Origin of the sequence: Serratia sp. JSRIV001 (assembly GCF_019968745.1) — a bacterium.
Lineage (GTDB): Bacteria > Pseudomonadota > Gammaproteobacteria > Enterobacterales > Enterobacteriaceae > Chania > Chania fonticola_B.
In genome coordinates this window covers 374,409-400,065 of the sequence record NZ_CP074147.1, presented here as the reverse complement: position 1 = coordinate 400,065, position 25,657 = coordinate 374,409, and the positions used below count along the sequence as shown (strand labels likewise).

Sequence of the window (25,657 nt, the reverse complement as noted above, 5' to 3'; positions counted from 1 at the left end):
GGAGCAAACTTCCGTAAAATCAATTCTCATCAGAGAGAAGTTTTAAACACGCCGCTTTGACTTCATCCATCAGTTGTTTTGCCAGCGGAGTCAGCCCATGTTGTTGTTTGTGGATAATAACATATAGGGCATCAGGCAATCTTTCTTTTATAGGTATCACGGTGATAAGATCTTTTACATAAGAAATATCGAGAACTGCCCTGGGTCCAATAAAAAAATAATCCTCATTTAACACCATTTGCTCACCAATGCTCAATGAGTCTCCATAAATCACGATATCCTTGCTCGTTTTCCCATTTGGGAAAATAAATTTCTCTAGTTCTTTATAATACCCGGTTCTGGTACTGGGGAAATACCACTTCGCCCCTTGCAATTCGCTTAATGAGCGGCAATGAGAGAGAGGGTGCCCCTTTCTGGCAATAATACAAAATTCCGCATTGATCGGTTGCTCGACAATAAACTCACTCATTGATATTTCAGGTGACGCGATACCAATAAAAAAATCCAATCGCCCTAACCGAAGTGAACTCACCAGTTCACAAAGTTGTCCTTCAATAATGGTAATATTGGATGTTGGGTGTTCCACTTGAAATTTATTGACTAAAGAAGGGAGAACACTTAAAGCTGGCAGGTGCGAGCAACCAAAGACTACGTTGCCCTGAGATTGTTGACTCAATTGATGCAACTCATCTACGGCTCTTTCCAGATCGTTAAGTAGCGTGTTAACTCTGTGTTCAAAAACACGCCCCATTTTGGTTAACACCATGCCCTGTGGCCCTCTGGATAATAAGGTCACCCCCAAAATCCGCTCTAACTCCTGGATGCTTTTGGTCATCGCAGGCTGGGTTTTGAACAAGGCCTGTGAAGCGGTTCTGATGTTTCCATAATAGATAATCGCCTGAAAATCCCTGAGCTGATTGATTTTTGGAAGTTCTTTCATAACTCACCTTATATTGAGACAACTCTGGAATGAATCAACTTAAGCTTAGATGCAGATGCGGAAAATGTAAACGCGAGCTCTTTATTTAAGAGTGTCAGTTCTGATAGCTTAACGACCAAGTGTATAACTTGTGATAATTGAGAAGGAAAATTCAACTGTTATTAAACTCACCTTTTTTCTCCTGCAAGAGATGCACACAATGAGACAAAACCAACAACTGACCATGGATCAACGATGCCAGATCGAAGACAAAAAAAGCCCCTGTTAAAACAGGGGCTTTTATACTAAGTCATAGTGCCGGGCACTATAGCCGTCAAGCAAAAGTACATTGCCCGACGACCTAGCTGATTAGCCCTTTCCTAAAACAAACTTATTATTGACTGGCGTTGTTCTGAAATCATCTTTAACACCCGTCACTGTGATTGTAACATCTGTGCTGACAATACCATTCGCGTCAGCTAATGCTTGGGTCAAGTAACTATCACTGCCGATAGCATAACTACCACTGACGCCACTTAGCCGTTTCTGATCACTCGCGGCACTTATAGTAATTGTCTCTCCATTTATATCTTTGGCACTTGCCATACCTAACGTATAGGTCAATTCTCCTGCGATTGTATTACCGTAATTATCGTATAACGGTAGCACCTCTACATTCACATAATTTCTCTTGTAGGCATTATTAGTGAACCTTGAATATACCGTCGGTTGACTCACCACCATTATTGGCGTGTCTTGTGCTGCGTTCCATGCGCCCGGTGTTATTGTCACCGTGGTTGACAACCCCTCTAACGCGACACCGGAAGACAATACGGTAATGTTGGCAACACCAGTCTTGGTACCATTAATACTTGCGGTATAGGTACCATTGTTATTGTCAACAACCGCCGTTATCTCGGTGTTCGCCAGATCGGTAACAAACTCAAGATCCAGACCAGTGATTGCGTCACCGTACTCATCCTTGGCCGTCAGGGTGATAGTAGAACCCGTACGGTCATCGGCATTGATACTGGCTTTGCTTGCAATCAACCCCGATTGGGCCGTGCCTACTGCTCTTGGTGTTAACGTGACGGAGCCTGTCACACCTAATGCATTTCCACCTACTTTAACCCCCAGTGTTGCAGTACCCGCAGCCTTACCTGCTGTCAACGTCGCGGTATACACCCCGTTGTTGCCCTCAGTTACACTACCTATGCTACCCAGCGTAGTGCTAAAGGTCACGGTCTGGCCGGTGACTGGATTATCGTTGCTGTCTTTCAGCGTCAACGTAATCACCGTGGCGTCTGTCCCGTTCGCCTCAATACTGGCGGAGGCCGTCTCCAGGCTGGAGTTTTCAGCAACCACATCCCCTGCCACGAAGCTCAGCTCGGTGCTGCTGGTCACGCCGCCCACCTCTGCTTCCACCTTCACGCTGCCCGCTTTGTCGCTGGTTACCGGCAGAGAGGCAATGCCGTTCTCATCGGTAGTCACCGTCTGCTGACGGGTACTGCCGTCCGGGTTGGTCACGGTAAAGGTGACATCAAAGCCCGGCACTGGGTTACCCTGCGCGTCTTTTACCGGCAACTGCACGAGATTCACATCGCTGCCGTTGGCCACGGTGTTACCCGCTTCTGCCGTCAGGCCGTTCTCGTCGATCTTGGCCGTGCTGTTGTCGGCCACGAAGCTCAGCTCGGTGCTGCTGGTCACGCCGCCCACCTCTGCTTCCACCTTGACGCTGCCCGCCTTATCGCTGCTCACCGGCAGAGCGGCGATGCCGTTCTCGTCGGTGGTCACCGTCTGCTGACGGGTCGAACCGTCCGGGTTGGTCACGGTAAAGGTGACATCAAAGCCCGGCAGTGGGTTACCCTGCGCGTCTTTCACCGGCAACTGCACGAGATTCACATCACTGCCGTTGGCCACGGTGTTACCCGCTTCTGCCGTCAGCCCGTTCTCGTCGATCTTGGCCGTGCTGCTGTCAGCCACGAAGCTCAGATCGGTGCTGCTGGTCACGCCGCCCACCTCTGCTTCTACCTTGACGCTACCTGCTTTATCGCTGCTCACCGGCAGAGCGGCGATACCGTTCTCGTCGGTGGTCACCGTCTGCTGACGGGTACTGCCGTCCGGGTTAGTCACGGTAAAGGTGACGTCAAAGCCCGGGATCGGGTTGCCCTGCGCGTCCTTCACTGGCAACTGCACGAGGTTCACATCACTGCCGTTGGCCAGGGTGTTACCCGCTTCTGCCGTCAGGCCGTTCTCGTCGATCTTGGCCGTACTGTTGTCAGCCACGAAGCTCAGCTCGGTGCTGCTGGTCACGCCGCCCACCTCTGCTTCCACCTTCACGCTGCCTGCTTTATCGCTGGTTACCGGCAGAGCGGCGATGCCGTTCTCGTCGGTGGTCACCGTCTGCTGACGGGTCGAACCGTCCGGATCGGTCACGGTAAAGGTGACATCAAAGCCCGGCAGCGGGTTACCCTGCGCGTCTTTCACTGGCAACTGCACGGTGTTCACGTCGGTGCCGTTGGCGGTGGTGTTACCCGCGTTACCGGTCAGGCCGTTCTCGTCGATGGTCGCGGTGCTGCCGTCGGCCACGAAGCTCAGTTCGGTGCTGCTGGTGACGCCGCCCACTTCTGCTTCCACTTTCACGCTGCCTGCTTTGTCACTGGTTACCGGCAGAGCGGCGATGCCGTTCTCGTCGGTGGTCACGGTCTGCTGACGGGTCGAACCGTCCGGGTTGGTCACGGTAAAGGTGACGTCAACGCCCGGCAGTGGGTTGCCCTTGGCGTCTTTCACCGGCAACTGCACGGTGTTCACGTCGGTGCCGTTGGCGGTGGTGTTACCCGCGTTACCGGTCAGGCCGTTCTCGTCGATGGTCGCGGTGCTGCTGTCGGCCACGAAGCTCAGTTCGGTGCTGCTGGTGACGCCGCCCACTTCTGCTTCCACTTTCACGCTGCCTGCTTTGTCACTGGTGACAGGCAGAGCGGCGATGCCGTTCTCGTCGGTGGTCACCGTCTGCTGACGGGTAGAGCCGTCCGGGTTGGTCACGGTAAAGGTGACGTCAACGCCCGGCAGTGGGTTGCCCTTGGCGTCTTTCACCGGCAACTGCACGGTGTTCACGTCGGTGCCGTTGGCGGTGGTGTCACCCGCGTTACCGGTCAGGCCGTTCTCGTCGATGGTCGCGGTGCTGCCGTCGGCCACGAAGCTCAGTTCGGTGCTGCTGGTGACGCCGCCCACTTCTGCTTCCACTTTCACGCTGCCTGCTTTATCGCTGGTTACCGGCAGAGCGGCGATGCCGTTCTCGTCGGTGGTCACCGTCTGCTGACGGGTAGAGCCGTCCGGGTTGGTCACGGTAAAGGTGACATCGAAGCCCGGCAGTGGGTTGCCCTTGGCGTCTTTCACCGGCAACTGCACGGTGTTGACATCGCTGCCGTTGGCCAGGGTGTTACCCGCTTTGCCGGTCAGCCCGTTCTCGTCGATGGTCGCGGTGCTGCTGTCGGCCACGAAGCTCAGTTCGGTGCTGCTGGTCACGCCGCCCACCTCTGCTTCCACCTTCACGCTGCCCGCTTTGTCGCTGGTTACCGGCAGAGCGGCAATGCCGTTCTCGTCGGTGGTCACCGTCTGCTGACGGGTCGAACCGTCCGGATCGGTCACGGTAAAGGTGACGTCAAAGCCCGGGATCGGGTTACCCTGCGCGTCCTTCACTGGCAACTGCACGAGGTTCACATCACTGCCGTTGGCCAGGGTGTTACCCGCTTCTGCCGTCAGCCCGTTCTCGTCGATCTTGGCCGTGCTGCTGTCAGCCACGAAGCTCAGATCAGTGCTGCTGGTCACGCCGCCCACCTCTGCTTCTACCTTGACGCTGCCCGCTTTGTCGCTGGTTACCGGCAGAGCGGCAATGCCGTTCTCGTCGGTGGTCACCGTCTGCTGACGGGTGCTGCCGTCCGGGTTAGTCACGGTAAAGGTGACGTCAAAGCCCGGCACTGGGTTACCCTGCGCGTCTTTTACCGGCAACTGCACGAGGTTCACATCACTGCCGTTGGCCAGGGTGTTACCCGCTTTGCCGGTCAGCCCGTTCTCGTCGATGGTCGCGGTGCTGCTGTCGGCCACGAAGCTCAGTTCGGTGCTGCTGGTGACGCCGCCCACCTCTGCTTCCACCTTCACGCTGCCCGCTTTGTCGCTGGTTACCGGCAGAGCGGCAATGCCGTTCTCGTCGGTGGTCACCGTCTGCTGACGGGTGCTGCCGTCCGGGTTGGTCACGGTAAAGATGACATCAAAGCCCGGCACTGGGTTACCCTGCGCGTCTTTTACCGGCAACTGCACGAGGTTCACATCACTGCCGTTGGCCAGGGTGTTACCCGCTTTGCCGGTCAGCCCGTTCTCGTCGATCTTGGCCGTACTGTTGTCAGCCACGAAGCTCAGCTCGGTGCTGCTGGTCACGCCGCCGACTTCTGCTTCTACCTTGACGCTGCCTGCTTTATCGCTGGTTACCGGCAGAGCGGCAATGCCGTTCTCGTCGGTGGTCACCGTCTGCTGACGGGTGCTGCCGTCCGGGTTGGTCACGGTAAAGGTGACGTCAACGCCCGGCAGTGGGTTGCCCTTGGCGTCTTTCACCGGCAACTGCACGGTGTTCACGTCGGTGCCGTTGGCGGTGGTGTTACCCGCGTTACCGGTCAGGCCGTTCTCGTCGATGGTCGCGGTGCTGCTGTCGGCCACGAAGCTCAGTTCGGTGCTGCTGGTGACGCCGCCCACTTCTGCTTCCACTTTCACGCTGCCTGCTTTGTCACTGGTGACAGGCAGAGCGGCGATGCCGTTCTCGTCGGTGGTCACCGTCTGCTGACGGGTCGAACCGTCCGGGTTGGTCACGGTAAAGGTGACGTCAACGCCCGGCAGTGGGTTGCCCTTGGCGTCTTTCACCGGCAACTGCACGGTGTTGACATCGCTGCCGTTGGCCAGGGTGTTACCCGCTTTGCCGGTCAGCCCGTTCTCGTCGATGGTCGCGGTGCTGCTGTCGGCCACGAAGCTCAGTTCGGTGCTGCTGGTGACGCCGCCCACTTCTGCTTCCACTTTCACGCTGCCTGCTTTATCGCTGGTTACCGGCAGAGCGGCGATGCCGTTCTCGTCGGTGGTCACCGTCTGCTGACGGGTCGAACCGTCCGGGTTGGTCACGGTAAAGGTAACGTCAACGCCCGGCAGTGGGTTGCCCTTGGCGTCTTTCACCGGCAACTGCACGGTGTTGACATCGCTGCCGTTGGCCAGGGTGTTACCCGCTTTGCCGGTCAGGCCGTTCTCGTCGATGGTCGCGGTGCTGCTGTCGGCCACGAAGCTCAGTTCGGTGCTGCTGGTCACGCCGCCCACCTCTGCTTCCACCTTCACGCTGCCCGCTTTGTCGCTGGTTACCGGCAGAGCGGCAATGCCGTTCTCGTCGGTGGTCACCGTCTGCTGACGGGTCGAACCGTCCGGGTTGGTCACGGTAAAGGTGACGTCAACGCCCGGCAGTGGGTTGCCCTTGGCGTCTTTCACCGGCAACTGCACGGTATTCACGTCGGTGCCGTTGGCGGTGGTGTTACCCGCGTTACCGGTCAGGCCGTTCTCGTCGATGGTCGCGGTGCTGCTGTCGGCCACGAAGCTCAGTTCGGTGCTGCTGGTGACGCCGCCCACTTCTGCTTCCACTTTCACGCTGCCTGCTTTGTCACTGGTGACAGGCAGAGAGGCGATGCCGTTCTCGTCGGTGGTCACCGTCTGCTGACGGGTCGAACCGTCCGGGTTGGTCACGGTAAAGATGACGTCAACGCCCGGCAGCGGGTTGCCCTGCGCGTCTTTCACCGGCAACTGCACGGTGTTGACATCGCTGCCGTTGGCCAGGGTGTTACCCGCTTTGCCGGTCAGCCCGTTCTCGTCGATGGTCGCGGTGCTGCTGTCGGCCACGAAGCTCAGTTCGGTGCTGCTGGTCACGCCGCCGACTTCTGCTTCTACCTTGACGCTGCCTGCCTTGTCGCTGGTTACCGGCAGAGCGGCAATGCCGTTCTCGTCGGTGGTCACCGTCTGCTGACGGGTGCTGCCGTCCGGGTTGGTCACGGTAAAGGTGACATCAAAGCCCGGCAGCGGGTTACCCTGCGCGTCTTTCACCGGCAACTGTACGAGATTCACATCGCTGCCGTTGGCCACGGTGCTGCCTGACTTGCCCGACAGGCCGTTCTCGTCGATCTTGGCCGAGGCATTGTCAGCCACGAAGCTCAGCTCGGTGCTGCTGGTCACGCCGCCCACCTCTGCTTCCACCTTCACGCTGCCCGCTTTGTCGCTGGTCACCGGCAGAGCGGCGATGCCGTTCTCGTCGGTGGTCACCGTCTGCTGACGGGTGCTGCCGTCCGGGTTGGTCACAGTAAAGGTGACATCGAAGCCCGGCACTGGGTTGCCCTGTGCGTCTTTCACCGGCAACTGCACGGTGTTGACATCGCTGCCGTTGGCCAAGGTATTACCCAGCTTGCCGGTCAGCCCGTTCTCGTCGATCTTGGCCGAGGCATTGTCTGCCGATAACGTTACGGAAGCCTCTTTCACTGCTATCGCTGACCCGGATACGCTTGCCGTGATCTTCACTACGCCCACGCTGCTGCCAGCAGTGAACGTGGCAAGATAGACACCTGGGCGATCTTTGGATTCGCTTACCTCACCTATGGCATGAGCAATGGGGTGTACTGTGGCAGAAGCAGGACTGATTTTGCTTGCCGCTGATGGCGGTTGGAATTGGCTGTTCAGCGTAATCTGCCCGGCGATCCCACTGATTGGACGACCGCTGCCATCCTTCAGTGACAATTCTACTTGCGTTGTTGAGCGACCATCTGCTGGCAAACGCGCATTTTTAATCATCAGATTAGAGGTTGCTGCAATACCAAAACCGGTAACCACGACTTCCCCCTGAGCAGGCTCAGAACGGTTACCCGATTTGTCGATGACGGTCACACTGATAGGATAGTTGTTATTTCCCAACAGGTTATACGATGGCAACACGGCCTTCCACCCCTGACCATTAGGGATGATTTTCCCGCCAGCGGCGGTAAACAGGTCTGCTTTCCACTCGAATGAAGCAACACCATGCTTACTGGTGACGGTGATCGGTAACTCAATAGTTTGGCCGGAATCCCCCTGTAACAGCGGATCCATCACCACGCTCAGTAACTTCTGCTCACGATATTGCAGAACAATTTCATTATTGCGGTCTACCAGATCGTAGCGGCTGCCTGCCAGCGTACGTTTTGCCGCCATATTGGCCGGATCGAGCTGTTTTGACAGTTCGGTGCCGAAGGAATAATTGAGGGAAAGATTGAAACGGGTATCCTCCATACCGCTGGTTCCCTGCTTGTGGTCTACGCCGAAGCTAACCAATGGCACAGGAGAATAATTCACACCGAAAGTGACGGCAGCAGGATCGGACTGGCGTTTATCCTTACCAAATAAACCGACTTCATCACCAAAATACTGCTCATAAACCAGCTTGCCGCCCAATTGTGGCATTGATGGCAGATAGGCTTCTGTACGGATATCAAAGCCATTAGCGGCCTTTTCATCAAAACCGTCCAAATCGCGCGAGTTCTTCCAACCACTCACGCCAAAATAGCCATTGGTAGCAATCCGCAGGTAATCACGTGCATATTCAGCACCAATACCGATGCGTGAGTGACTGCCTTGGATATCGCGATCCAGGAAGAGGTTATAGCCAAACATTTGCTGATCGATAAAATGACGTTGCCCTATCCCAGCGTTGAGCGTGAGGCGATCGTCAATATAGCGCGTACCCAGTTGGCTGAAGGTAAGCAGGCTTGGGGTATCTTGCAGGGGTAACAGAACGTCTAATTGGCTGCCTTTCAGATTAAGTTTGTCATCCAGGTTCAATTGTACTTTGGCAGTACCAAATTGATTCAGCCAGTTTTCAACGGCGTCATTCGCGGTACTGGTCGCAGCACCACGAGCGATAGATTCGGCCTGTTTGGTTGGATCGCCGCTGGCTAACACACCCGCCAAACGGCTTGCTGCCGTCGCAACCGCCTGTTCATCCTCAGTATGGGTATTTTTCGCCGCCATGACTGCCGGGGTATAGGCAATACTCATCGGGAAAACCACTTGGGTAACAATATTAGCCCAGGCTAACAATGTAGCTATCCGAGATTTTTTAAATGCTCCAGCCTTGTGGCGTGAAGGTAAATCGTGCTTTTTCACTGCAACTACCTTATAGATAAATTGAAAAGACATACTTGCAGGAGGGGCCCAATGCATCAGCCACACCTGTTTTTAAGTATTTAAAAGATGTTTTTCTTAATTAAAACCAATACCAATCATTAAGTTATGACTTGAGCGACAATAAAGATGTGACGCTTACACCAATAAAATGGATCTGTGAATTAATTACCTGGCATTAAAATTTAACAAATTAAATCAACAAGATGAAAACCATCAGAAAATAGATTAAGTTCCTCCCGACCAAAGATGATTTTAAGCATTAACGGTAAATGCTGACAGGTGAAATCATTGCAAGCAAAAACCACGACCTTCCGTGATTAAGTTAATGTCCAGTTTCGCTTCTCATGGGGAATGTTCACTGCAGGATAATCATTGGTCTTCCGACTATGATAACTTCATGGCTGTACTTTTCCCTGTTCATCTTGCCACCAAATTTTCACCATTGTATTGGGTATCTTAAAGAACGTAAATAAAGTAATTTTTATCGGTGATAACATAATTTCAATCGATAGCGTTTTTCAGTTAGAGATTGAGTATTAACTTTTCCTATCACTGATAAAAATCTATTGGCTTGTAATCGCTGTTGCGCGGGACTATATTCATCACACACATGAGAGGTTCGTATAAAAAACCAGCCATATGTGGCTTGCTATTATTTATGCCATAAAGTCTAGTGTGAACCAAGGTAAATTACGCTAAGCAGACTGCAAACAATCCTTTAATAAGGGTTTTTTTCACCCTGTTTGGTTTGAACAGGCAATTCAAAGCGATCCTTGATGACAAGGACGTCTGTTAGTTTTAATAATAAGGAAAGTCACCATGAAAAAGATCCTTCTGTCTGTTGTTGCTACCGCTCTGCTGTCGGCCGGTATGGCACATGCCGCCAATGGCGTAAAAAAAGAAATTACCATCGTAGCTAACATCAACGATGCTATTTTTGTTTCTAAGCCAGACGGTAGCACCTGGTATGACAAGGAAGAATTGTTTGCCAAAGATTATACCCAGACTGAGTTTGCTTCTAACGATCTGCCAGTGCGCGTTTACACCACCGACAACGAAGTCAACGTATCTCTGGTTCAACCACTGACTATCAACCGTGCTGATGGTGCCCAGTTGTCTAACGTAGTGGTCAGTTTTGCAGGTAAAACCGTCGTTCAGGGTACCCCGCTGAAAGTGATGCAAACCACTACCGCTCCTGGTGGATATGACAACACCTATACCCTGAAAATTGATGCCAAGGCGCCAACCAATGCAACCGGTAGCACCAATGGTTCATACCAGGGCGATCTGGTCATGTTGTTCGAGCCAAAGGCTTAATAACGCTGTCCTCTTCATACGTCTAGTTGCCTCTGTGTCGACGGTTGTTGCTCGCTCATTCTTGGGGGAGACAGTATGCCACTTTCAGGCAACTCGAATTATTGTAGAGTCGATATCGTAAAGTGTTAAATGACGCTTAATTTCGTAATAAAACTAGGGTTATCTGCGGATAACCCTAATAGCATACGAAGAACGCCATCTTCTGTTTTTATAACGGAAGCTTTCTGTACATCTAGTAAAAGAAATAGATAGGATGTGGCTTATTAATTATTAAAATCAAAAAATTAATAATAGGTTACTGGCCGTGTTGTTGAGTCTCTATATATGGAATATAAGATGGGCAAATGTATCCCAGGATGGGCAACAGGTTTATTATTATTGACTCCGTCAGCAGCCATTTATGCTGAGGGAGCTCAAATTGAATATCAGGTGCCCGCCGGCTTCTCTGAAGCCGAGCAGGATTCCTCCATGCAATTTCTCGCCACCCTCGACAGCACTCCCTTACCTGGCCCAGTCCGTTGGTCTGCCCAGCAAAATCGGCTTACTTTTGATGAGGCGCTGTATCGCCAAAATGGGATTTCAACCGAGCAGATCGAGTTACTGAACAAGGTACTGGCACAGATACCTTATGCGGTCTGTCCCAACGGTTGTGACTATACCGTCAAGGGTCAAACCGTCTCGCTCGATAAGGTCAAGCAGTCACTGACTATCACCGATGGCAGCAAGCGTTACGTACAGCCCCGGACCATGATGGGCTTCATCCACAATCAATCGCTGGATGTGCGCACTGCGTCCAACGAATACCGTGCTGTCTCCGCCTTCGGTCAGGGTTATCTTGGTCTGCCTTCACAGAGCTATGGCTACCTGAGCTGGTATTACAACGACAGCAAAAATTTCGATACTCGGACCACCGATCAGGGCATCAGTACCTGGTATTTGCAGAAGAATTTCGCCAATACCTACCTGCGCAGTGGCCGTCAGGACAGCCGCGATACCGCCGCTGGTAGCGTCAGCACGTCACTCAACCCGAGCTTTGACCAGTTTGTCACCTTGGGCAGCCAGGACAACCTGAAGCGCGACAACCAGTCCGCCGGCAAGATGGTGCTGTTCGCTACCGCTGACGGTGACTACGAGTTCTATCGTGATGGCCGTCTTATCCGCCGTCTGCCAGCGGTGATCGGTCGTAACGAGATTGACTATAACCAGTTGCCCGGCGGCTTCTATAGCGTCGAGGTTCGATTGGTCAATCGCAGCGGCCAAGTGGTGAGCAGTGAGAACCAACAGATTGCCAATATCAATTACGGCGGCAGCACTGGCTGGTATGTCACGCTGGGTAAAGAGCTTGATACAGAGAAAAGCCTCCTCAGCGCAGGTGCCAGCTTTCAGACCAACTGGTTTGCGGCCAGCAGCGCACTGCTAAAAGGGACCGGCAACCGTTGGGCGATGGAGCATAACCTCACCCGACCAATGCAAGTCGCAGACATGGAAGTGACGCCGACCGTGGGCGTGATGGCCGGGGAAAAACGCGTTGGTGGCTACGCCAGCCTGAGCGCAGGCAACCAGCAATTGGGGTACCTGACCGCCTCGCAGTACCAGAATACCGCGGTATCCGAGTTCTACCCGGCTAACAACAGCACCGCATTTGGCTATAGCCGACAGTTCGGCCCGACCCGCCTGGGCTACAACTACAGCCGCTATAGCAACAGCGAACGACATCAGTTACAGAGTACCTGGAACTGGCGTGGCAACGGGGTTTGGGCGGTGATCGCCATGGGTGTGCAGAAAGGTGGCTATGACAACAGCAGCAACAATTACGGGCTGTACCTGAATACCACCATCATGCTGGACCGCAATACCGGCACCCTGAACGCCGCCTACAACAACGGCAAACTCTATACCGGTGGGAGTTACACCCGTGAATTTGAGGACAGCACCGGTACCACCACCGCCGGTATTGACTTCAGTGACGTTGGCCGCACCAACGCGGTTGGCTTGAACGCCCGCCGCAACGGCACCCGTGGGGATGCTTCTTTACGCGTTGGGGTCGACGACCACATCACCAGCGGCAGCTTCAACTACAACGGCATGTTTGCCGCAAGCCAGGATGGATTTGCCTTGGGGCGCACCAGCCCGAGTGGTGCCGCTATGCTGGTTCGTACCCCAAAACTGGGTGACGCGAAATATGGCTTCAAGGTGGAAGGCAATCCGGTTGGTGGTGGCAGTACCTATGCGGTGCCATTGGCCAGCTATCAGGACGTGACTTTTGCCCAGGCGCAGTCGGTAGATGCTGACATGGACATGAATATTCGTCTGCCCGCCAACGTGGTACGCGCTCACCCTGGGCAGGTGTATCCGGTACAAGCCGAGGTGGAAATGAACCTGCTGTATAACGGCTTCCTGGTCAACAACCATGGGGGGCCGGTGAGCGGCACGGTAAGCGAGACAGGTGATACGGTCTATCCGAATGGCTTGTTCTCACTGGCGTCCACGACGTTGATTAAAGAAATCACCGTGACAGGTAAGCAGGGGCGATACCGCTGCGACATGACCAAACCAAAAGATAAACGCTATCTCTGTATAGCAGGTTGAAACGAATCTCCCTGAGGATGTCGCCTGCGGGAACAGCGAAGAATTGACGGGAATGAATAAGGAAAACCATGATTAAACAATTGCAGTCTGCGGTGGTAGTCAGCCTTCTGGCTCTAAGTTACCTGGCTCATGCTGATGGCCAACTGATGGTGATGCCTGCGCGCAGCACCGTTGAGGGGCAGCAACCTCGTAACGTACAGGTCAGCAACCTCGGCGATAAGCCACTTTACCTGAAGGTGGATCTGATGCGTGTCGAGAACCCTGGCGAGACCCAGGAGCGCAAGACAGCCATTGGCGACATCACCGTGCCTGAGATGATGGCCAGCCCGGCCAAACTGACGCTGGGGCCAGGCCAGAAACGCGATATCAATCTGGTCGCGTTGAAAGCGCCCGCCAGAGAGACGCTCTACCGGCTGTATATCGTCCCGGTGTCCAGCATCAAGGTGGTAGGAGATGAAAACAAAGAAAAAATCAGCGCTCCACTGACCTTCGGTGTGGCTTATGGCGTTTTGGTCCATCACTTGCCTTCGTCAGGGGGACAGACCCGGGCCTGGAGCCATCAATGCACAGCAGCCGGTCTGCAACTGACGTCCAGTGGTAGCGTGCACTCGTTGTTCAAGCAGTTGCAAGCGAGCCCGGCAGGCAATATGTCAGAGGAACAAAAAGTATTCCCGGGCACACCATTGGTGTTCCCGGTGAAAACCCTGAAAGGAAACGCCGATGGCCAGCCGTTTGACATCCGTTGCCCGTGAAGTCACAGGATTACTGCTGTACTTCCTCCCTTTGGGGGCGGCACAGGCGCTGATTGATATCAGCCCGAAAATTGTTGAGATGCAGGGTGAACAGGCGCTGGTACAGGTCAGCAACACCGGCGATTCGCCGGAATTTGTTGGCATCACTCTGTTTGAGATCGGTAATCCCGGCGTGCCTATCGATGAGGAGCAGTTGATACCTCTGGGGATGAGCAAAGATCCTTATCTGTATGCTGCACCATTCAAACTCTCGCTGGGACCACGCCAGCAGAAACCGGTGCAGTTAACGGCGCTAAAAACGCCGGAAAGAGAGAGGGTGTACCGCCTGGCGGTTATTCCCCAGCAAAAAGCCAGCATTAGCGGTACCCGAGACAATGTAATGTTGGTCAGCCTGGGGTTTAACGGCCTGGTACGCCAGTTGCCGGTTAAGCAGGTTGCTACCTGGCAGCACAGTTGTGAAGCCAGCAGTCTACAGTTGCAGGCCACCGGCACGGTGCGAGTAGCATTCAGCGAACTGAAGCTGAATGGCCAAGCCGTGGATGATTTTAATGTCTACCCCGGCACACCAAGGCAAATGGCAGGGAGCACATTGAGTGGTAATGTGCAGAACAAGCCCTTCAGCCTTCAGTGCAGCAAATGAGAGCAGACAATAAAGGGATGAACAGCATGAAGTTATGGCAGCAGGCAATAATGGCAGTCTTACTGCTGACAGGGAGCACGGTATATGCTGCTGACACCACGCTGGGCAGCGTGCCCATCAGCATTACCCTCACCAATCTGGTTCAGATCACGGTAGAGAAACCGGGCGGTGGCTGGTATGACATGTTAACACTCAGCAACAGCGTGGGCAGTGACATCACGCGCTATCAGGCTCAGGTACCGGTTCAGGTGAGCATCCGCAATGGACAAGACTTTAGGGTCTCATTGGTTAATCCGCTAATAATGAATCATGAAACCGACGCCGCGCTGGCTTTTACCACCGAACAAGTCGGGTTTGGCAGCAACGCAACCACGCTAAAACCACTGGGTGCTACGCCGGTAGATTTCAGAAATCCTACACAGGTAGGAGGCATCTCGACGGGCAGCTATCTGCTTTCCGTCTCCGCTCGCCAGCCTACAGGTGTGCTGGGGAAAATATCGGGCAATTACGTCGGTAAACTGATAATGATGTTTGAAGTTAAAGTTTAAGGAAAACTAAAACGCCCTTGCGAATACAGCAATGGCGTGAGTTGAAAAATCAATTGAAAGCTTACGCGCTAATCGCGAGAGAGATATGAAAATAATAGTAACCTTATCCCGCTTGATGGCTTGCTCTCTGCTGGCATTAAGCACGCACGCAATGGCGATTACCTATAATCAAACCATCACTGACTGCTCTATTACCAAACTGGGCACGAATAAATGGCAGGCAAAATTCAACTACGTAGTAACACCTGTGGCAGGGGCAAGTACATCTATTCGAAGCAACTTTTATGTAGAGGTCCCCACAACGATAGGTTCTAACCTTGCGGTTAATGCACAAGGTAACTCAACGACTTCTTTTAGTAATGTCTCCACCCAGGCAAGTATCGGTAACAATATAGGCACTCGTCTATTAAGTTTTTTTGGTATTCCTAACGCTAGCATAATTCAATTCAGTTCGCCTGTTTCCATCGACTTCACTACGGATACTGCGGGAGCTTATCCTGGTTTACGAGGCCGTCTTACAACCGAAAACATGAGTGGTTCTGGACAGAGTGGTGGGGCTCAGACCAGTGTGGTTTATATTTCAGCTATTGGCTGCATGCTTTCCATGACGGATCTACCTAGGACTGAAGATGTTGATATACCAGAACCAGTATTCAGCATGAGCTCAGCCGTGTGGCAACTGGACACTCTTGATTTGAGCAATTTACCCGATATTACTGTAGCGGGAAACGGTTATGCCGCATCAGTTAAGAATATCGCCAGCAATAATCTGTGTATCAACTATGTAACGGCAGGAGTAAAAAATAAAACCTATGCGTTAAGCGTAACAAATACCTCAAGCATACAGGGGGGACGTAGTTTATTTTCCCTACAAGGCACGGCTAGCCAGTTGTTTTATAACCTGCAGTTGGCCAGCAACGACGGGATGGCCGCAAACAACTTCAGTTTCCCGACGGCAAGCGCTAAATACATCACATTGACGCAGACTGCCAGTAGTACTCCTGATCGTAGCCAGATGTGTTGGACGCCAAAGATCAACCTGTTTAAAAGCGCGGCGACGAAAGAAGGGATGCACACGGGTAGCCTAAATTTTATCATCAGCCCCAAAGCATAACTCAATGTTCACTTTATCTAGTTTTTATTGATTATTAACAAACCCCAGATGGGGAATCGGAACGATTTATCCTCATGTCACTTCAAGTTGCGGCTAGTCACCACTGCGGCAACTTGAAGGACGACGGGTAAAGCCATTGATTATTCAACCTCACTAGACCAAGGATAGATCTTACATTCCCTTTGCAGTTTATCTATCATGGTCCTGGCATGCATCGTCAACGGTAAACGATGAGAATAGATAAAACTGTAGGACGCATCGGGCAACTGCTCTTCGATCGGAATCATGCACAACTGCTGGCTTAGATAAGGTACCCGAAGCATCTCTTTCGCGGCCACGGTCAAAAAGCCAGCATTCATTACCATCTGCAACGTGATGGCCGCCGTGTCCCCCCGAATAATGGTCTGCGTGTTCTCTTCCCCTTCGGGGAACAGCAGTGCATCAAGTTCACCGAAGTAACCTATTTTCGCCGTGGGTAAATACCATTTGGCCTGTTTGAGCTGACTCAACGAGGTACTCTTGGCCAATGGATGATCTCGGTGTGCCACCACGGCAAAAGGAGTGGTAAAGAATGGCTCTTCAATAAATTCGCTAGCCAGGATCGTTTCCGGCGACGTTGCACCGATGACGAAGTCTAATTCTCCCCCTCGCAGGGCAGGTAATAGCTCAGAAATTTGGCCTTCTGTGAGATTGATGTTGACCTGCGGAAAGCGTTTATTAAAACGCTGGATTGCCGCTGGCAACATGGTAAAAAAGGGTAACGACGAACTCCCCAACTCAATGGTTCCCTGAGAGGTGGCACTAAGCTGCTTTGCTTCATTGACTGCGCGCTCTAACTCTTTCAACACCAATTGAACTCGGGGCTCAAAAAGTTTACCTGCTTCGGTCAGTACCACGCCACGCGGCCCACGCATCAGAAGTGGAGTGCCTAACATTTTCTCAAGTTCATTCATTGATTGTGTCAATGCAGGCTGAGTCTGATGCAGGGCTTTGGCTGCAGCCCGAAAACTCCCGTGTTCGATAATCGACTGGAACACTTTAAGCTGGTTAGGTTTGGGCAGATTTTTCATAATGATGATATCTGTTTCTCACTATATTATTGATTTTTATATTCCATTATAGGGACATAAAACCCTCTTAAGACAAAACCGGTCAGGGAACGACGCTGCTATTAATTCGTTTTTATCTTAGTTAAAAACAGGCAATGACAAGATAAAGCGAGATATTGATGACTTATCCTGATGCCGATATGGCAACGTCCCACAAGATTGGTGGGTAATGAATTAAGGCACAGGCCGTTAATGCATCAGTAACGAACTACCACCAGCATTATGCTGTTTTCCTTCCCTTTTATATCCATGAATTTATCTTACTTTACGACTCGATTTGCTATATCGCTTACAGACTAATTTGACCCAATACCCTCTCCCAAGGCGAAGCGCTCTTGTTATATTTTCTTTTCCCCATCAGATTCACCAAGGGGCATAATGAACGAACCCCCAGCTTGGCCAAGGCTGCACGTTTATGATGGCTTACTGTTCTGAAATTTAGTTTCAAGTCGTCAGCTATCTTTCTCGCGGTGTCACCATCCAGCAGCATGCGCAGAATCTCTAATTCACGCGGTGTAAGCATTGTGGAACGTTTTCCGAAACCTGACTCTTTATTCACGCTCGTGCTCAGCAATTCCCTACTTAACTCATCAATCGTTATTGCCTTATCCAGTATCATACTGACGTTTCTCAACCCACTAAAGTAACATTTTAGTGGGTTGACATCGGCTATATCACCTATCAGTATCACTTTGCTGTTGGGATGCATTTTCGGCAAACGTTCTCCAACAAGTTGCAACAGTGAGGTCAGGTTATAATCACGGTTACAGACCGTTAGGATGACTAAATTCACTACCGGCAAGACGTTTAAAGCGCCCTCGCATTCTGAAAAACTACCGCTACTGTCTACAATATCAAGAGAGACCGATAAATCCGTCTCTTTAATTAATGCTTCCAACCCTGCTCGCATAAAATTACAGGAACATTGTACAACGACCTTTTGCCTTCTCATTACTTCCTCATGGTTTTTTGGATATGATGCTTTTGGTAAGATTTTCTTCTTAAAACACCAGACGCGTTTGATCTAGCTGTTACGATGTTTTGCTGTGAGATTGCCTCTCCCTGCAATGAATGGCATCTGAACATTTTGCAATGCTAATAGCTTTAGTTAAAGGTGATACCTATAGATATTAACAAGTGTAATCCCATCCTTATTTTCAGCCAGTATAGGATTTTACTTGATCGTTGTGAAGGAAGTATTTTCTATCGGTGATAATTTAAAGTAATAAACCCATCCTATAATAATAATCTTCAGGGGTATTAGAAAGAGTTATGAATGCACTACCGTTGTTTTATAAGGTTTTTATTGCTTAAAATAACTTATTTTTATCACCCATAGAAAAAACTATATTTACAGAGGCTATATTTAATCCCTATAGTACACCTCGTTGAAAGGGCACTTCACTTAAAAGAGAACATCATTTCTTTCTTTATATAGGAAAGGTTAAACACAACCTTCTTATTACTGATAAGCCTGTGAGAGGTAACTCTATTTGGAAGAGCTACCACATCTTATTCAACAACTAACGTACTTATTCACAGCGTCTTTTTATAAACACGGCGCTTTGTTAACTGTAATTAAGGAATGTAAATGAACAAATTTATTCTGTCTGCTATCGCAGGCGTCATGCTCTCTTCTGGTCTGGTTCAGGCTGCTTCTGGCGGTACCATCAATTTTCAGGGACAGTTAAGTAATAACACCTGCGAGGTCGTTGTCGACGGCCAAGCTAGCAACCCGACGGTTACCCTGCCAATTGTTAGTATTGGTCAGCTAGGAAGTGCGGCACAGACGGCCGGGCTCACCGGTTTCACCCTGGCACTGGCCAACTGCAGCGGTAGTTTGAAAACCGCCTCCGCTTTCTTTGAAGCAGGCGCAGCGGTAGATGTGCTTACCGGCCGCCTTAAAAACACCGGTACGGCACAAAACGTCAGTTTGCAATTGCGTGACGGCACCAGTGCTTCTCAAGCGGTGATCAAAGCGGGTAACGCGGATCAGATCAACGGCAACTCATTTGTTAACGTCGAGGCTGGTAGCACTAACTTGCCCTATTTTGTTGAATATTATGCTGAAGGTGCAACCACCCCAGGCACCGTCGTCAGCAGTGTTGTTTACTCTATTCAGTACAAGTAATGCCTTGAGGGAGGGCCTCCCCCTCCCAAATAATCTACTTCAGGAGACTTTATGCGTTTTCCCTTTCAAAGCATTTTACGAATAGCTGGCTTGGCCGTGGTGGCCCTATTCAGTACTCATAGTTTGGCAAGTATCGTGATTAATGGGACACGAGTTATTTACCCTTCGGATCAAAAAGAAGTCAGCGTCAGACTTGATAATACGGGTAATTCTCCCGTCTTGATCCAAAGCTGGTTGGATACAGGTGATATTAATGCCAAACCGGCAGCGATTAAGGTTCCCTTTATACTTAGCCCCCCAATAAACCGAGTTGAAGGAGGCAAGGGCCAGACGCTACGGATTAGTTACTCAGGGGGGTCGTTACCCATGGATAAAGAGTCGGTATTTTGGCTCAACGTACTGGAAGTACCCGCCAAGAAACAGGCAAAATCTGATGAAAACTACCTGCAAATGGCGTTTCGCTCACGCATTAAAGTGTTTTATCGCCCAGCAGGATTGGCAGGTAACGCGAATGATGCCGCTCAGGCAGTCACTTGGAGCGTAAAAGGCAGTAGCCTGCAGGCGTTCAACCCAACACCCTATTATGTGTCTTTTGTCAGCCTGACGGTAAATGGCAAAAAAATTGAGGGCGAGATGGTAGCACCGAAATCAACCCTAACCTTGGCAGTATCTGCTACTAAGGGGAATACAGTGAGCGGTGAATTTGTTAACGACTACGGCGCCATTAATTCATTTAACGCCGAAATTAAATAGTCTTGGTTTGAGTTATACGCGTAATTTCTTTAACTAGGCATCCATCAATATTCGGCAAGCAATCTTCAAGAGAGTTATCATGTTAAAAGCTTCACCCCACGGCTTGAAGAGTCAATTATCACCTTTAGCCCTGGTTATTTTGTCGACTTTTTTTGTTGGTAGTGCAAATGCTAATACTGTTGCCATAGCACCTCAGGAAGCCACCCAGGGTGTTGAGTTTGATGCTTTTTTTCTGAAAATGGATGACGAGGCGTCGGTTGACCTAAGCCGTTTTACCCACGGTGCCTCTGCACTACCAGGGATATACCGCACAGCGATATATGTCAACAATGTGCTAGTCGATAATAAAGAAATTGAATTTAAGTCACGTGAAGACAAATCTGTTTATCCATGCTTGACCACTGAAATAATAAAAAACATCGCCTTTGATTATGAGAAATTGCCGGTGGAAATGTTAAACGCTACGGATACTGGTGTGCAATGTGTCGATCTGCAACGTAAATTACCTGACGCCCAAGTTAATTTTGACAGCAGCGAACAGCGCCTGGATTTACTGATCCCTCAGATTTATATGTTGAAATCAGCACGTGGTAGCGTCAGCACGGAATTGTGGGACAGCGGTATTGCTGCCCTGATGTTCGGTTATAACGTGAATGGCTATTCCAGCGAGTCACAAGGCAAAACCTTTAACTCACTGTATGCCGGGGTGAATGCAGGGCTGAATATTGACGCCTGGTATTTACGGCATAACGGTGCTTACAACTGGATGGAGAACGGGCCTGCGCAATATAGCAACCGCAACACCTATTTACAGCGGGATATTCCGCAAATCATGGGTCGCGCAGTCGTTGGACAAGCCAATACGCACGGGCAGCTGTTTGACACCTTGCCGTTCACCGGCCTGCAACTGACCAGTGATGAACGTATGCTACCAGGCTCACAACGCGGCTATGCGCCAGATATCAGAGGGATTGCGCGTACCAATGCCAGAGTAACGGTACGCCAGAACGATCAGGTGCTCTATGAAACCACTGTCACACCCGGTGAGTTTCTGATCAACGATCTGTATCCAACCGGGTATGGTGGCGACCTGGAGGTGACGGTGCGTGAAGCGGATGGCACTGAGCAACGCTTCCGGGTGCCCTATGCATCTGCGGCGCAACTGTTGCGCCCGGGCTCATCACACTACGCCGTTACCGCTGGCAGTTTACGCAGCGACAATCTGCGTAGTAACCCCGAGCTCTATCAGTTGACCTATCAGCGTGGGTTGACCAATACCATCACCGGTTACACCGGTTTGCAGGCAAGCCAGGGCTATACCGCATTGCAGTTAGGCGCTGCCGTTGGTACTCCCATCGGAGCCGTGGCTTTTGACGTCACCCAGGCGAGTGCTCAGGTAGAAAATAAGGCAGATGAGCAGCTTGGCAAAACCTTTAAGGGGCAGAGTTATCACCTCAGTTACAGCAAAGTGATTGCTGAAACCAATAGTAACCTGTCGCTGGCGGCGTCCCGCTTCTCCTCTGATGGTTATCTGGATTTTATGACCGCCATGGAAAGCCGTGATGCAGTAACCAGGGGAGACTCTCCGGAATCGGTATCACGTGCTAAAAATCGTTTCACCGTCACGGCAGGACAGGGGCTGGCTGAAGGCTGGGGGCAGTTGAATATAAGTGGTTCAATGCAGAACTATTGGAATAGAGAAGGTAGCGAGAAGCAATTTCAGGTGGGTTACAGCAACCAATACCAGCGCTTGAGCTATAGCATCAGTGCCAACCGCAGCTATTCCAGCCTGGGAAATAACCAGAATAATTATCTGCTCAGCTTTAGCTTGCCGCTGGGTCGTGAAGACAGGATGCATACACCTCAGTTGCGCACGGACCTTTCCCACGACAGCAGTGGCCGTTACGGTCAGCAGGTCAGTATTACCGGTACGGCAGGTGAGCAGAGTCAAATGGGTTATGCAGTAACGGCGATGAATGCCAACCAGGGAGTGGGTACCAGTGGCTCGGTCAGCGGTAGCTATAACAACTCAGCAACTGCGGTAAACGGTAGTTACGGCACCGGCAAAGGTTATCGCAGCATGGCAGCAGGTATGAGCGGGACGGTGATCGGGCATTCCGGCGGCGTAACCTTAACCCCCTATACCTCGGAGACTTATGCCCTGGTTGAAGCCAAAGGGGCGGAGGGGTCTGGCGTGTCGTCTTATCAGAACGTGACCATCGATTCCCGTGGTTATGCGCTAGTACCGTATCTGAATGCCTATCAGTTGAATGACGTCAGCATCGATCCGAAAGGCTCTTCTGCCAATGTTGAGCTGGATAATACCCGGCAGAGAGTAGTTCCTCATGCAGGTGCGGTAGTCAAAGTGAAATATGAGACCAAGAAAGGGACCCCTATCCTGATCGATGCCACATATCTAGGTGAACCATTGATCTTTGGCGCTGAGGTATTTGATAGCAAGGACAACAGTGTCGGTTCCGTGGGGCAAGGCGGGCAAGTACATGCGCGCGTGGCGCAGGATAAAGGGCAGTTGACAGTGAAATGGGGTGAGGGGCGTGCAATGCAATGCAGCCTGGGTTACCGATTAATACCACAGGCAAAGAGCAATGCGCAGAACGCTATTCAGCAGTTTAACTCGGTGTGCCAACCCAGCGCAGTACAGCCTCATAACAGCAGCGATAAAACTCTTGTATATAGCGGTTCGTAAGGTAGAGAAATGAGTAGATTAATCAATAAAATGAGTCTGGTAACACTGCTGCTGGGTATGGCGGCAATCTATGCGCATAGCGCGAGTGCGGCGACCTGTTCGTTTGCTGCAGGTAATAATAGGTATATCGCAACGGTGCCTCTGCAAACTCAGAATATTACCATAGGGCCAGATACGCCGAATGGAACCGTACTGCTTTCACATTATATCGGCGGTAACGCTACAGCAGGAAACTCACCTTCTCCCACGTTTACTTGTACTTCGTCACCAACCAGTTACAGCGTACTGGCAAGATACGTGACTACCAGCACGCCAAAACCTCTATCAGCCTGGAATGGTTCACCCTATCCAGGACAGGTTTATGAAACAGGTGTACCTGGTATAGGGGCTGTCGTGTCTTATTGGGGAAGGGCATTTCCAACTGACAGACAAACCATCCCTGTTGGCAGTAATGTGCCCTTTACGGGAACGGTTGGTACAGAATTTGATCTGACATTGATTAAGATTGGGCCGGTGTCACCAGGTACGATCAGGGGGAGTGATTTACCTAGCGTCGCTGTGCAAGCGACCCCAACTGGGGGCTCTCCACTGAGTTTAAACGCAATCAATTTTTCAGGTAGCATCAATATAGTGTCGCAAACTTGCCAAACGCCGGATGTGAATGTAGCGATGGGAACCGTCAATATCGCTCAGAACTTTAAGGGGCCAGCTTCTGCCTCTACCTGGCAAGATGCATCAATACGTTTGACTAATTGCCCACGCTTCCACGGCACTAAGTTTCAGTTAAGAACTTTTACCCGCGAGGGGAGTCCAACAAACAGTTCCACCCCTAATTCACTGGAGCTTAAATTGGCACCCAATACCGCTATTATTGATAGTGCCAAAGGGATTTTAGGGATTAAGACTGGAGCGGAAAGTGCTACGGGGGTAGGTATTCAAATGGCTTATGGTAGTGTCAATGATGCATCCCCTACCCTGGTCAATTTTGCTGGTAGCAGAAGCTTTAACATGGTCAATAATGATGCGACCACGCAGACGTTGCCATTGGTGGCTAGATACATACAGACCGGCGATCAAATAACACCGGGGAAAGCGGATGCGGCAGTGACCTTCATGATTAATTATTATTAAGCCACATAGGATTATCTTGGGCCACGTAATCGCAGTATGTGCCGAGTTGTAGGGATAACAGCCCCCAGTTCAAAGTGATCAGCCTTAAAATTACGGGTTATCCAGGTTGCGGAAACCATTGGCATTCGCGGGATGCTGGTGCATGCGTTATCCGTTGAAGTCAGAGAATTCTATCTACGAGTGGGATTTGAACCTTCCCCCCTCGATCCGATGATGCTGATGATGCTGATGATAACGTTGGGGGATTTGATCGAGAGTCTTTAGTGGGGGAAAGTAACGGGATAATACGACCTAAGGTGAGGGGCGCTCGCAACTGATTTTTTGAAGCTTTATTGCGCTCCCTCCTCAGCGGACTACTCGGCGTAAGCGGGTTGAAAAACAGTGCGCCCGATCTGACACGCTGCATCGAGGTAAGCCTTTGGCTCCCCCAGTTCTGGCAGCAGTAGCATTTCAGATGTCTTAACCGAAGCGCCACAATAATCAAAAATACCGTGCGTTATCTGTGCGTTAAAGGCATCGGTAAAGCCGTGACGGTCATAAACGCCCTTGCTTGCCGCCCCAAGAGCAACCAAATGCACCGGTAAATGCCCCAATTTCTTGACCACCGCCCCATCTGCCGTCTCTTCATAAGCCCAGCCATTGGAAAATACGCGGTCTACCCAGCCCTTCAGTAAGGCAGGCATACTCCACCAGTAGATTGGGAACACCAGAACCAGGGCATCCGCGCTATCGATACGCTTCTGTTCGGCCAGAATATCCGCGGGAACGGTGGCCGTTTTTAAAAATGCGGCGATATCAGCAGCACCGTACACCGGATCGAAACCTTGCTGAGTGAGATCGGCAATTTCAAACGTATTGGCAGGATCGGCGGCCGCTATCCCTTCGGCAATGGCGGCTGCAACGCCATGGGTTAATGACATATCGAGAGGATGGGAAACAACGATGAGTGCGTGCATTGGGGGTGACTCCTATTGTCAGGGCGAGGTATAAAACGTACTCTATATACCAACAGTAAGTTACCACCGGTAAGTTACCTTTAGTATATAACGCTGTCAACGGGTAAACATGGCTATGGTCTCCAAACCACATTCGCGAGTTCGGCTATCGAGAGAAGAGCGTTATCAGCAGTTGCTGGCAACCGCATGGGAAATCATTCATGAAGAAGGCACCGAAGCGCTGACGCTCGGCCATCTGGCAGAACGCTCGGGCGTCACCAAGCCGGTCGTGTATGACCATTTCACCAACCGTTCGGGCCTGTTTGCCGCGCTATATCAAGAATTTGATTATCGTCAAACCGCGCGGATGGATGAAGCCATCCAAAATACCCAACCGGAGCTGGAGGCCTTAGCCTCGGTGATTGCCACTTCCTACATTGAGTGCGTGCTGCTGCAAGGCCGTGAAATGCCTAGCGTCATGGCTGCACTAGCCGGTACGCCCGAGCTTGAGAAAATCAGGAATGATTACGCCGTGGTGTTCATCGAGAAATGCCGCCAACTCTTTGCCCCCTTCTGCTGCGATAATCAGCTTCAGGACGCCGCACTATGGGGTATGCTCGGCTCTGCGGAAGGGTTGTCCTACGCCACCAGCTGTGGCGCGATTACGGCAGCCCAGGCTAAGGAAGAGTTATTCAGCATCATTATTTCGATGGTGCAGCGAAGTGGCGCTCTGCCCGATATGGCTATGCCATAATAAGCACAGTGTTGCCCCTCATCATGGAA

General features: G+C 51.3%; 16 protein-coding genes and 1 pseudogene. 12 read left to right on the top strand and 5 right to left on the bottom strand.

The window, feature by feature from the left end; genetic code table 11:
* Positions 1-19: 19 nt before the first annotated feature.
* Positions 20-940 (bottom strand): LysR substrate-binding domain-containing protein, encoded by a 921-nt coding sequence (locus KGP17_RS01700; RefSeq protein ID WP_059199504.1) that lies wholly within the window; start codon positions 938-940, stop codon positions 20-22.
* 348 nt (positions 941-1,288) lie between these two features.
* Positions 1,289-9,019, bottom strand: a complete 7,731-nt coding sequence (locus tag KGP17_RS01695; RefSeq protein WP_223498749.1) for an Ig-like domain-containing protein — start codon at positions 9,017-9,019, stop codon at positions 1,289-1,291.
* A 948-nt stretch (positions 9,020-9,967) separates the two neighbouring features.
* Between KGP17_RS01695 and KGP17_RS01690 the strand changes: the two genes are divergently transcribed.
* The 6 genes from KGP17_RS01690 (at position 9,968) to KGP17_RS01665 (ending at position 16,108) form a co-directional block, all read left to right on the top strand.
* Positions 9,968-10,465, top strand: coding sequence for a CS1 type fimbrial major subunit (locus KGP17_RS01690; RefSeq protein ID WP_059199502.1), 498 nt, complete (start codon positions 9,968-9,970; stop codon positions 10,463-10,465).
* A gap of 468 nt (positions 10,466-10,933) precedes the next feature.
* Positions 10,934-13,054 carry a TcfC E-set like domain-containing protein gene (locus KGP17_RS01685; RefSeq protein WP_223498748.1) on the top strand — a complete coding sequence of 707 codons (2,121 nt, stop codon included), beginning with the start codon at positions 10,934-10,936 and terminating at the stop codon, positions 13,052-13,054.
* A gap of 71 nt (positions 13,055-13,125) precedes the next feature.
* Positions 13,126-13,806, top strand: a complete 681-nt coding sequence (locus KGP17_RS01680; RefSeq protein WP_371822169.1) for a pilus assembly protein — start codon at positions 13,126-13,128, stop codon at positions 13,804-13,806.
* A complete protein-coding gene (locus KGP17_RS01675) occupies positions 13,775-14,446 on the top strand; it encodes a hypothetical protein (RefSeq protein ID WP_223498746.1) in 672 nt (223 codons plus the stop codon). The genes KGP17_RS01680 and KGP17_RS01675 overlap by 32 nt, the downstream gene beginning before the upstream one ends.
* 50 nt (positions 14,447-14,496) lie before the next feature.
* Entirely contained in the window at positions 14,497-14,994 is a 498-nt protein-coding gene (locus tag KGP17_RS01670) for a hypothetical protein (protein ID WP_196482503.1), read from the top strand.
* Positions 14,995-15,079: 85 nt separating this feature from the next.
* Positions 15,080-16,108: a hypothetical protein gene (locus KGP17_RS01665; RefSeq protein WP_155621697.1), complete on the top strand. Its 1,029-nt coding sequence runs from the start codon at positions 15,080-15,082 to the stop codon at positions 16,106-16,108.
* Positions 16,109-16,248: 140 nt separating this feature from the next.
* Here the strand turns inward: KGP17_RS01665 and KGP17_RS01660 are convergent, their stop codons facing one another.
* Together KGP17_RS01660 and KGP17_RS01655 are read right to left on the bottom strand one after the other, a co-directional pair.
* Positions 16,249-17,178, bottom strand: a complete 930-nt coding sequence (locus tag KGP17_RS01660) for a LysR substrate-binding domain-containing protein (protein ID WP_059199497.1) — start codon at positions 17,176-17,178, stop codon at positions 16,249-16,251.
* A 328-nt stretch (positions 17,179-17,506) separates the two neighbouring features.
* Entirely contained in the window at positions 17,507-18,115 is a 609-nt protein-coding gene (locus tag KGP17_RS01655) for a LuxR C-terminal-related transcriptional regulator (RefSeq protein WP_223498745.1), read from the bottom strand.
* Between the two features lie 693 nt (positions 18,116-18,808).
* Between KGP17_RS01655 and KGP17_RS01650 the strand changes: the two genes are divergently transcribed.
* From KGP17_RS01650 to KGP17_RS01630, 5 genes and pseudogenes are all read left to right on the top strand, one after another.
* The gene (locus tag KGP17_RS01650; RefSeq protein ID WP_223498744.1) at positions 18,809-19,348 is read left to right on the top strand and encodes a fimbrial protein; all 540 of its coding nucleotides are present in this window, start codon (positions 18,809-18,811) and stop codon (positions 19,346-19,348) included.
* A gap of 51 nt (positions 19,349-19,399) precedes the next feature.
* A complete protein-coding gene (locus KGP17_RS01645) occupies positions 19,400-20,101 on the top strand; it encodes a fimbria/pilus periplasmic chaperone (RefSeq protein WP_223498743.1) in 702 nt (233 codons plus the stop codon).
* Positions 20,102-20,180: 79 nt separating this feature from the next.
* Positions 20,181-22,808, top strand: a complete 2,628-nt coding sequence (locus tag KGP17_RS01640; RefSeq protein ID WP_223498742.1) for a fimbria/pilus outer membrane usher protein — start codon at positions 20,181-20,183, stop codon at positions 22,806-22,808.
* Between the two features lie 9 nt (positions 22,809-22,817).
* A complete protein-coding gene (locus KGP17_RS01635) occupies positions 22,818-23,939 on the top strand; it encodes a fimbrial protein (RefSeq protein WP_223498741.1) in 1,122 nt (373 codons plus the stop codon).
* A 90-nt stretch (positions 23,940-24,029) separates the two neighbouring features.
* Positions 24,030-24,203: pseudogene (locus KGP17_RS01630) on the top strand (GNAT family N-acetyltransferase); the annotation flags it as partial.
* A gap of 89 nt (positions 24,204-24,292) precedes the next feature.
* On the opposite strand, the gene KGP17_RS01625 reads toward KGP17_RS01630, so the two are convergent.
* Positions 24,293-24,895 (bottom strand): NAD(P)H-dependent oxidoreductase, encoded by a 603-nt coding sequence (locus KGP17_RS01625; RefSeq protein WP_223498740.1) that lies wholly within the window; start codon positions 24,893-24,895, stop codon positions 24,293-24,295.
* A gap of 109 nt (positions 24,896-25,004) precedes the next feature.
* Here KGP17_RS01625 and KGP17_RS01620 point away from each other — a divergent pair, with 109 nt between their 5' ends.
* Complete coding sequence (locus KGP17_RS01620) at positions 25,005-25,628, top strand: TetR/AcrR family transcriptional regulator (protein WP_223498739.1); 624 nt, start codon at positions 25,005-25,007, stop codon at positions 25,626-25,628.
* Positions 25,629-25,657 lie beyond the last annotated feature (29 nt).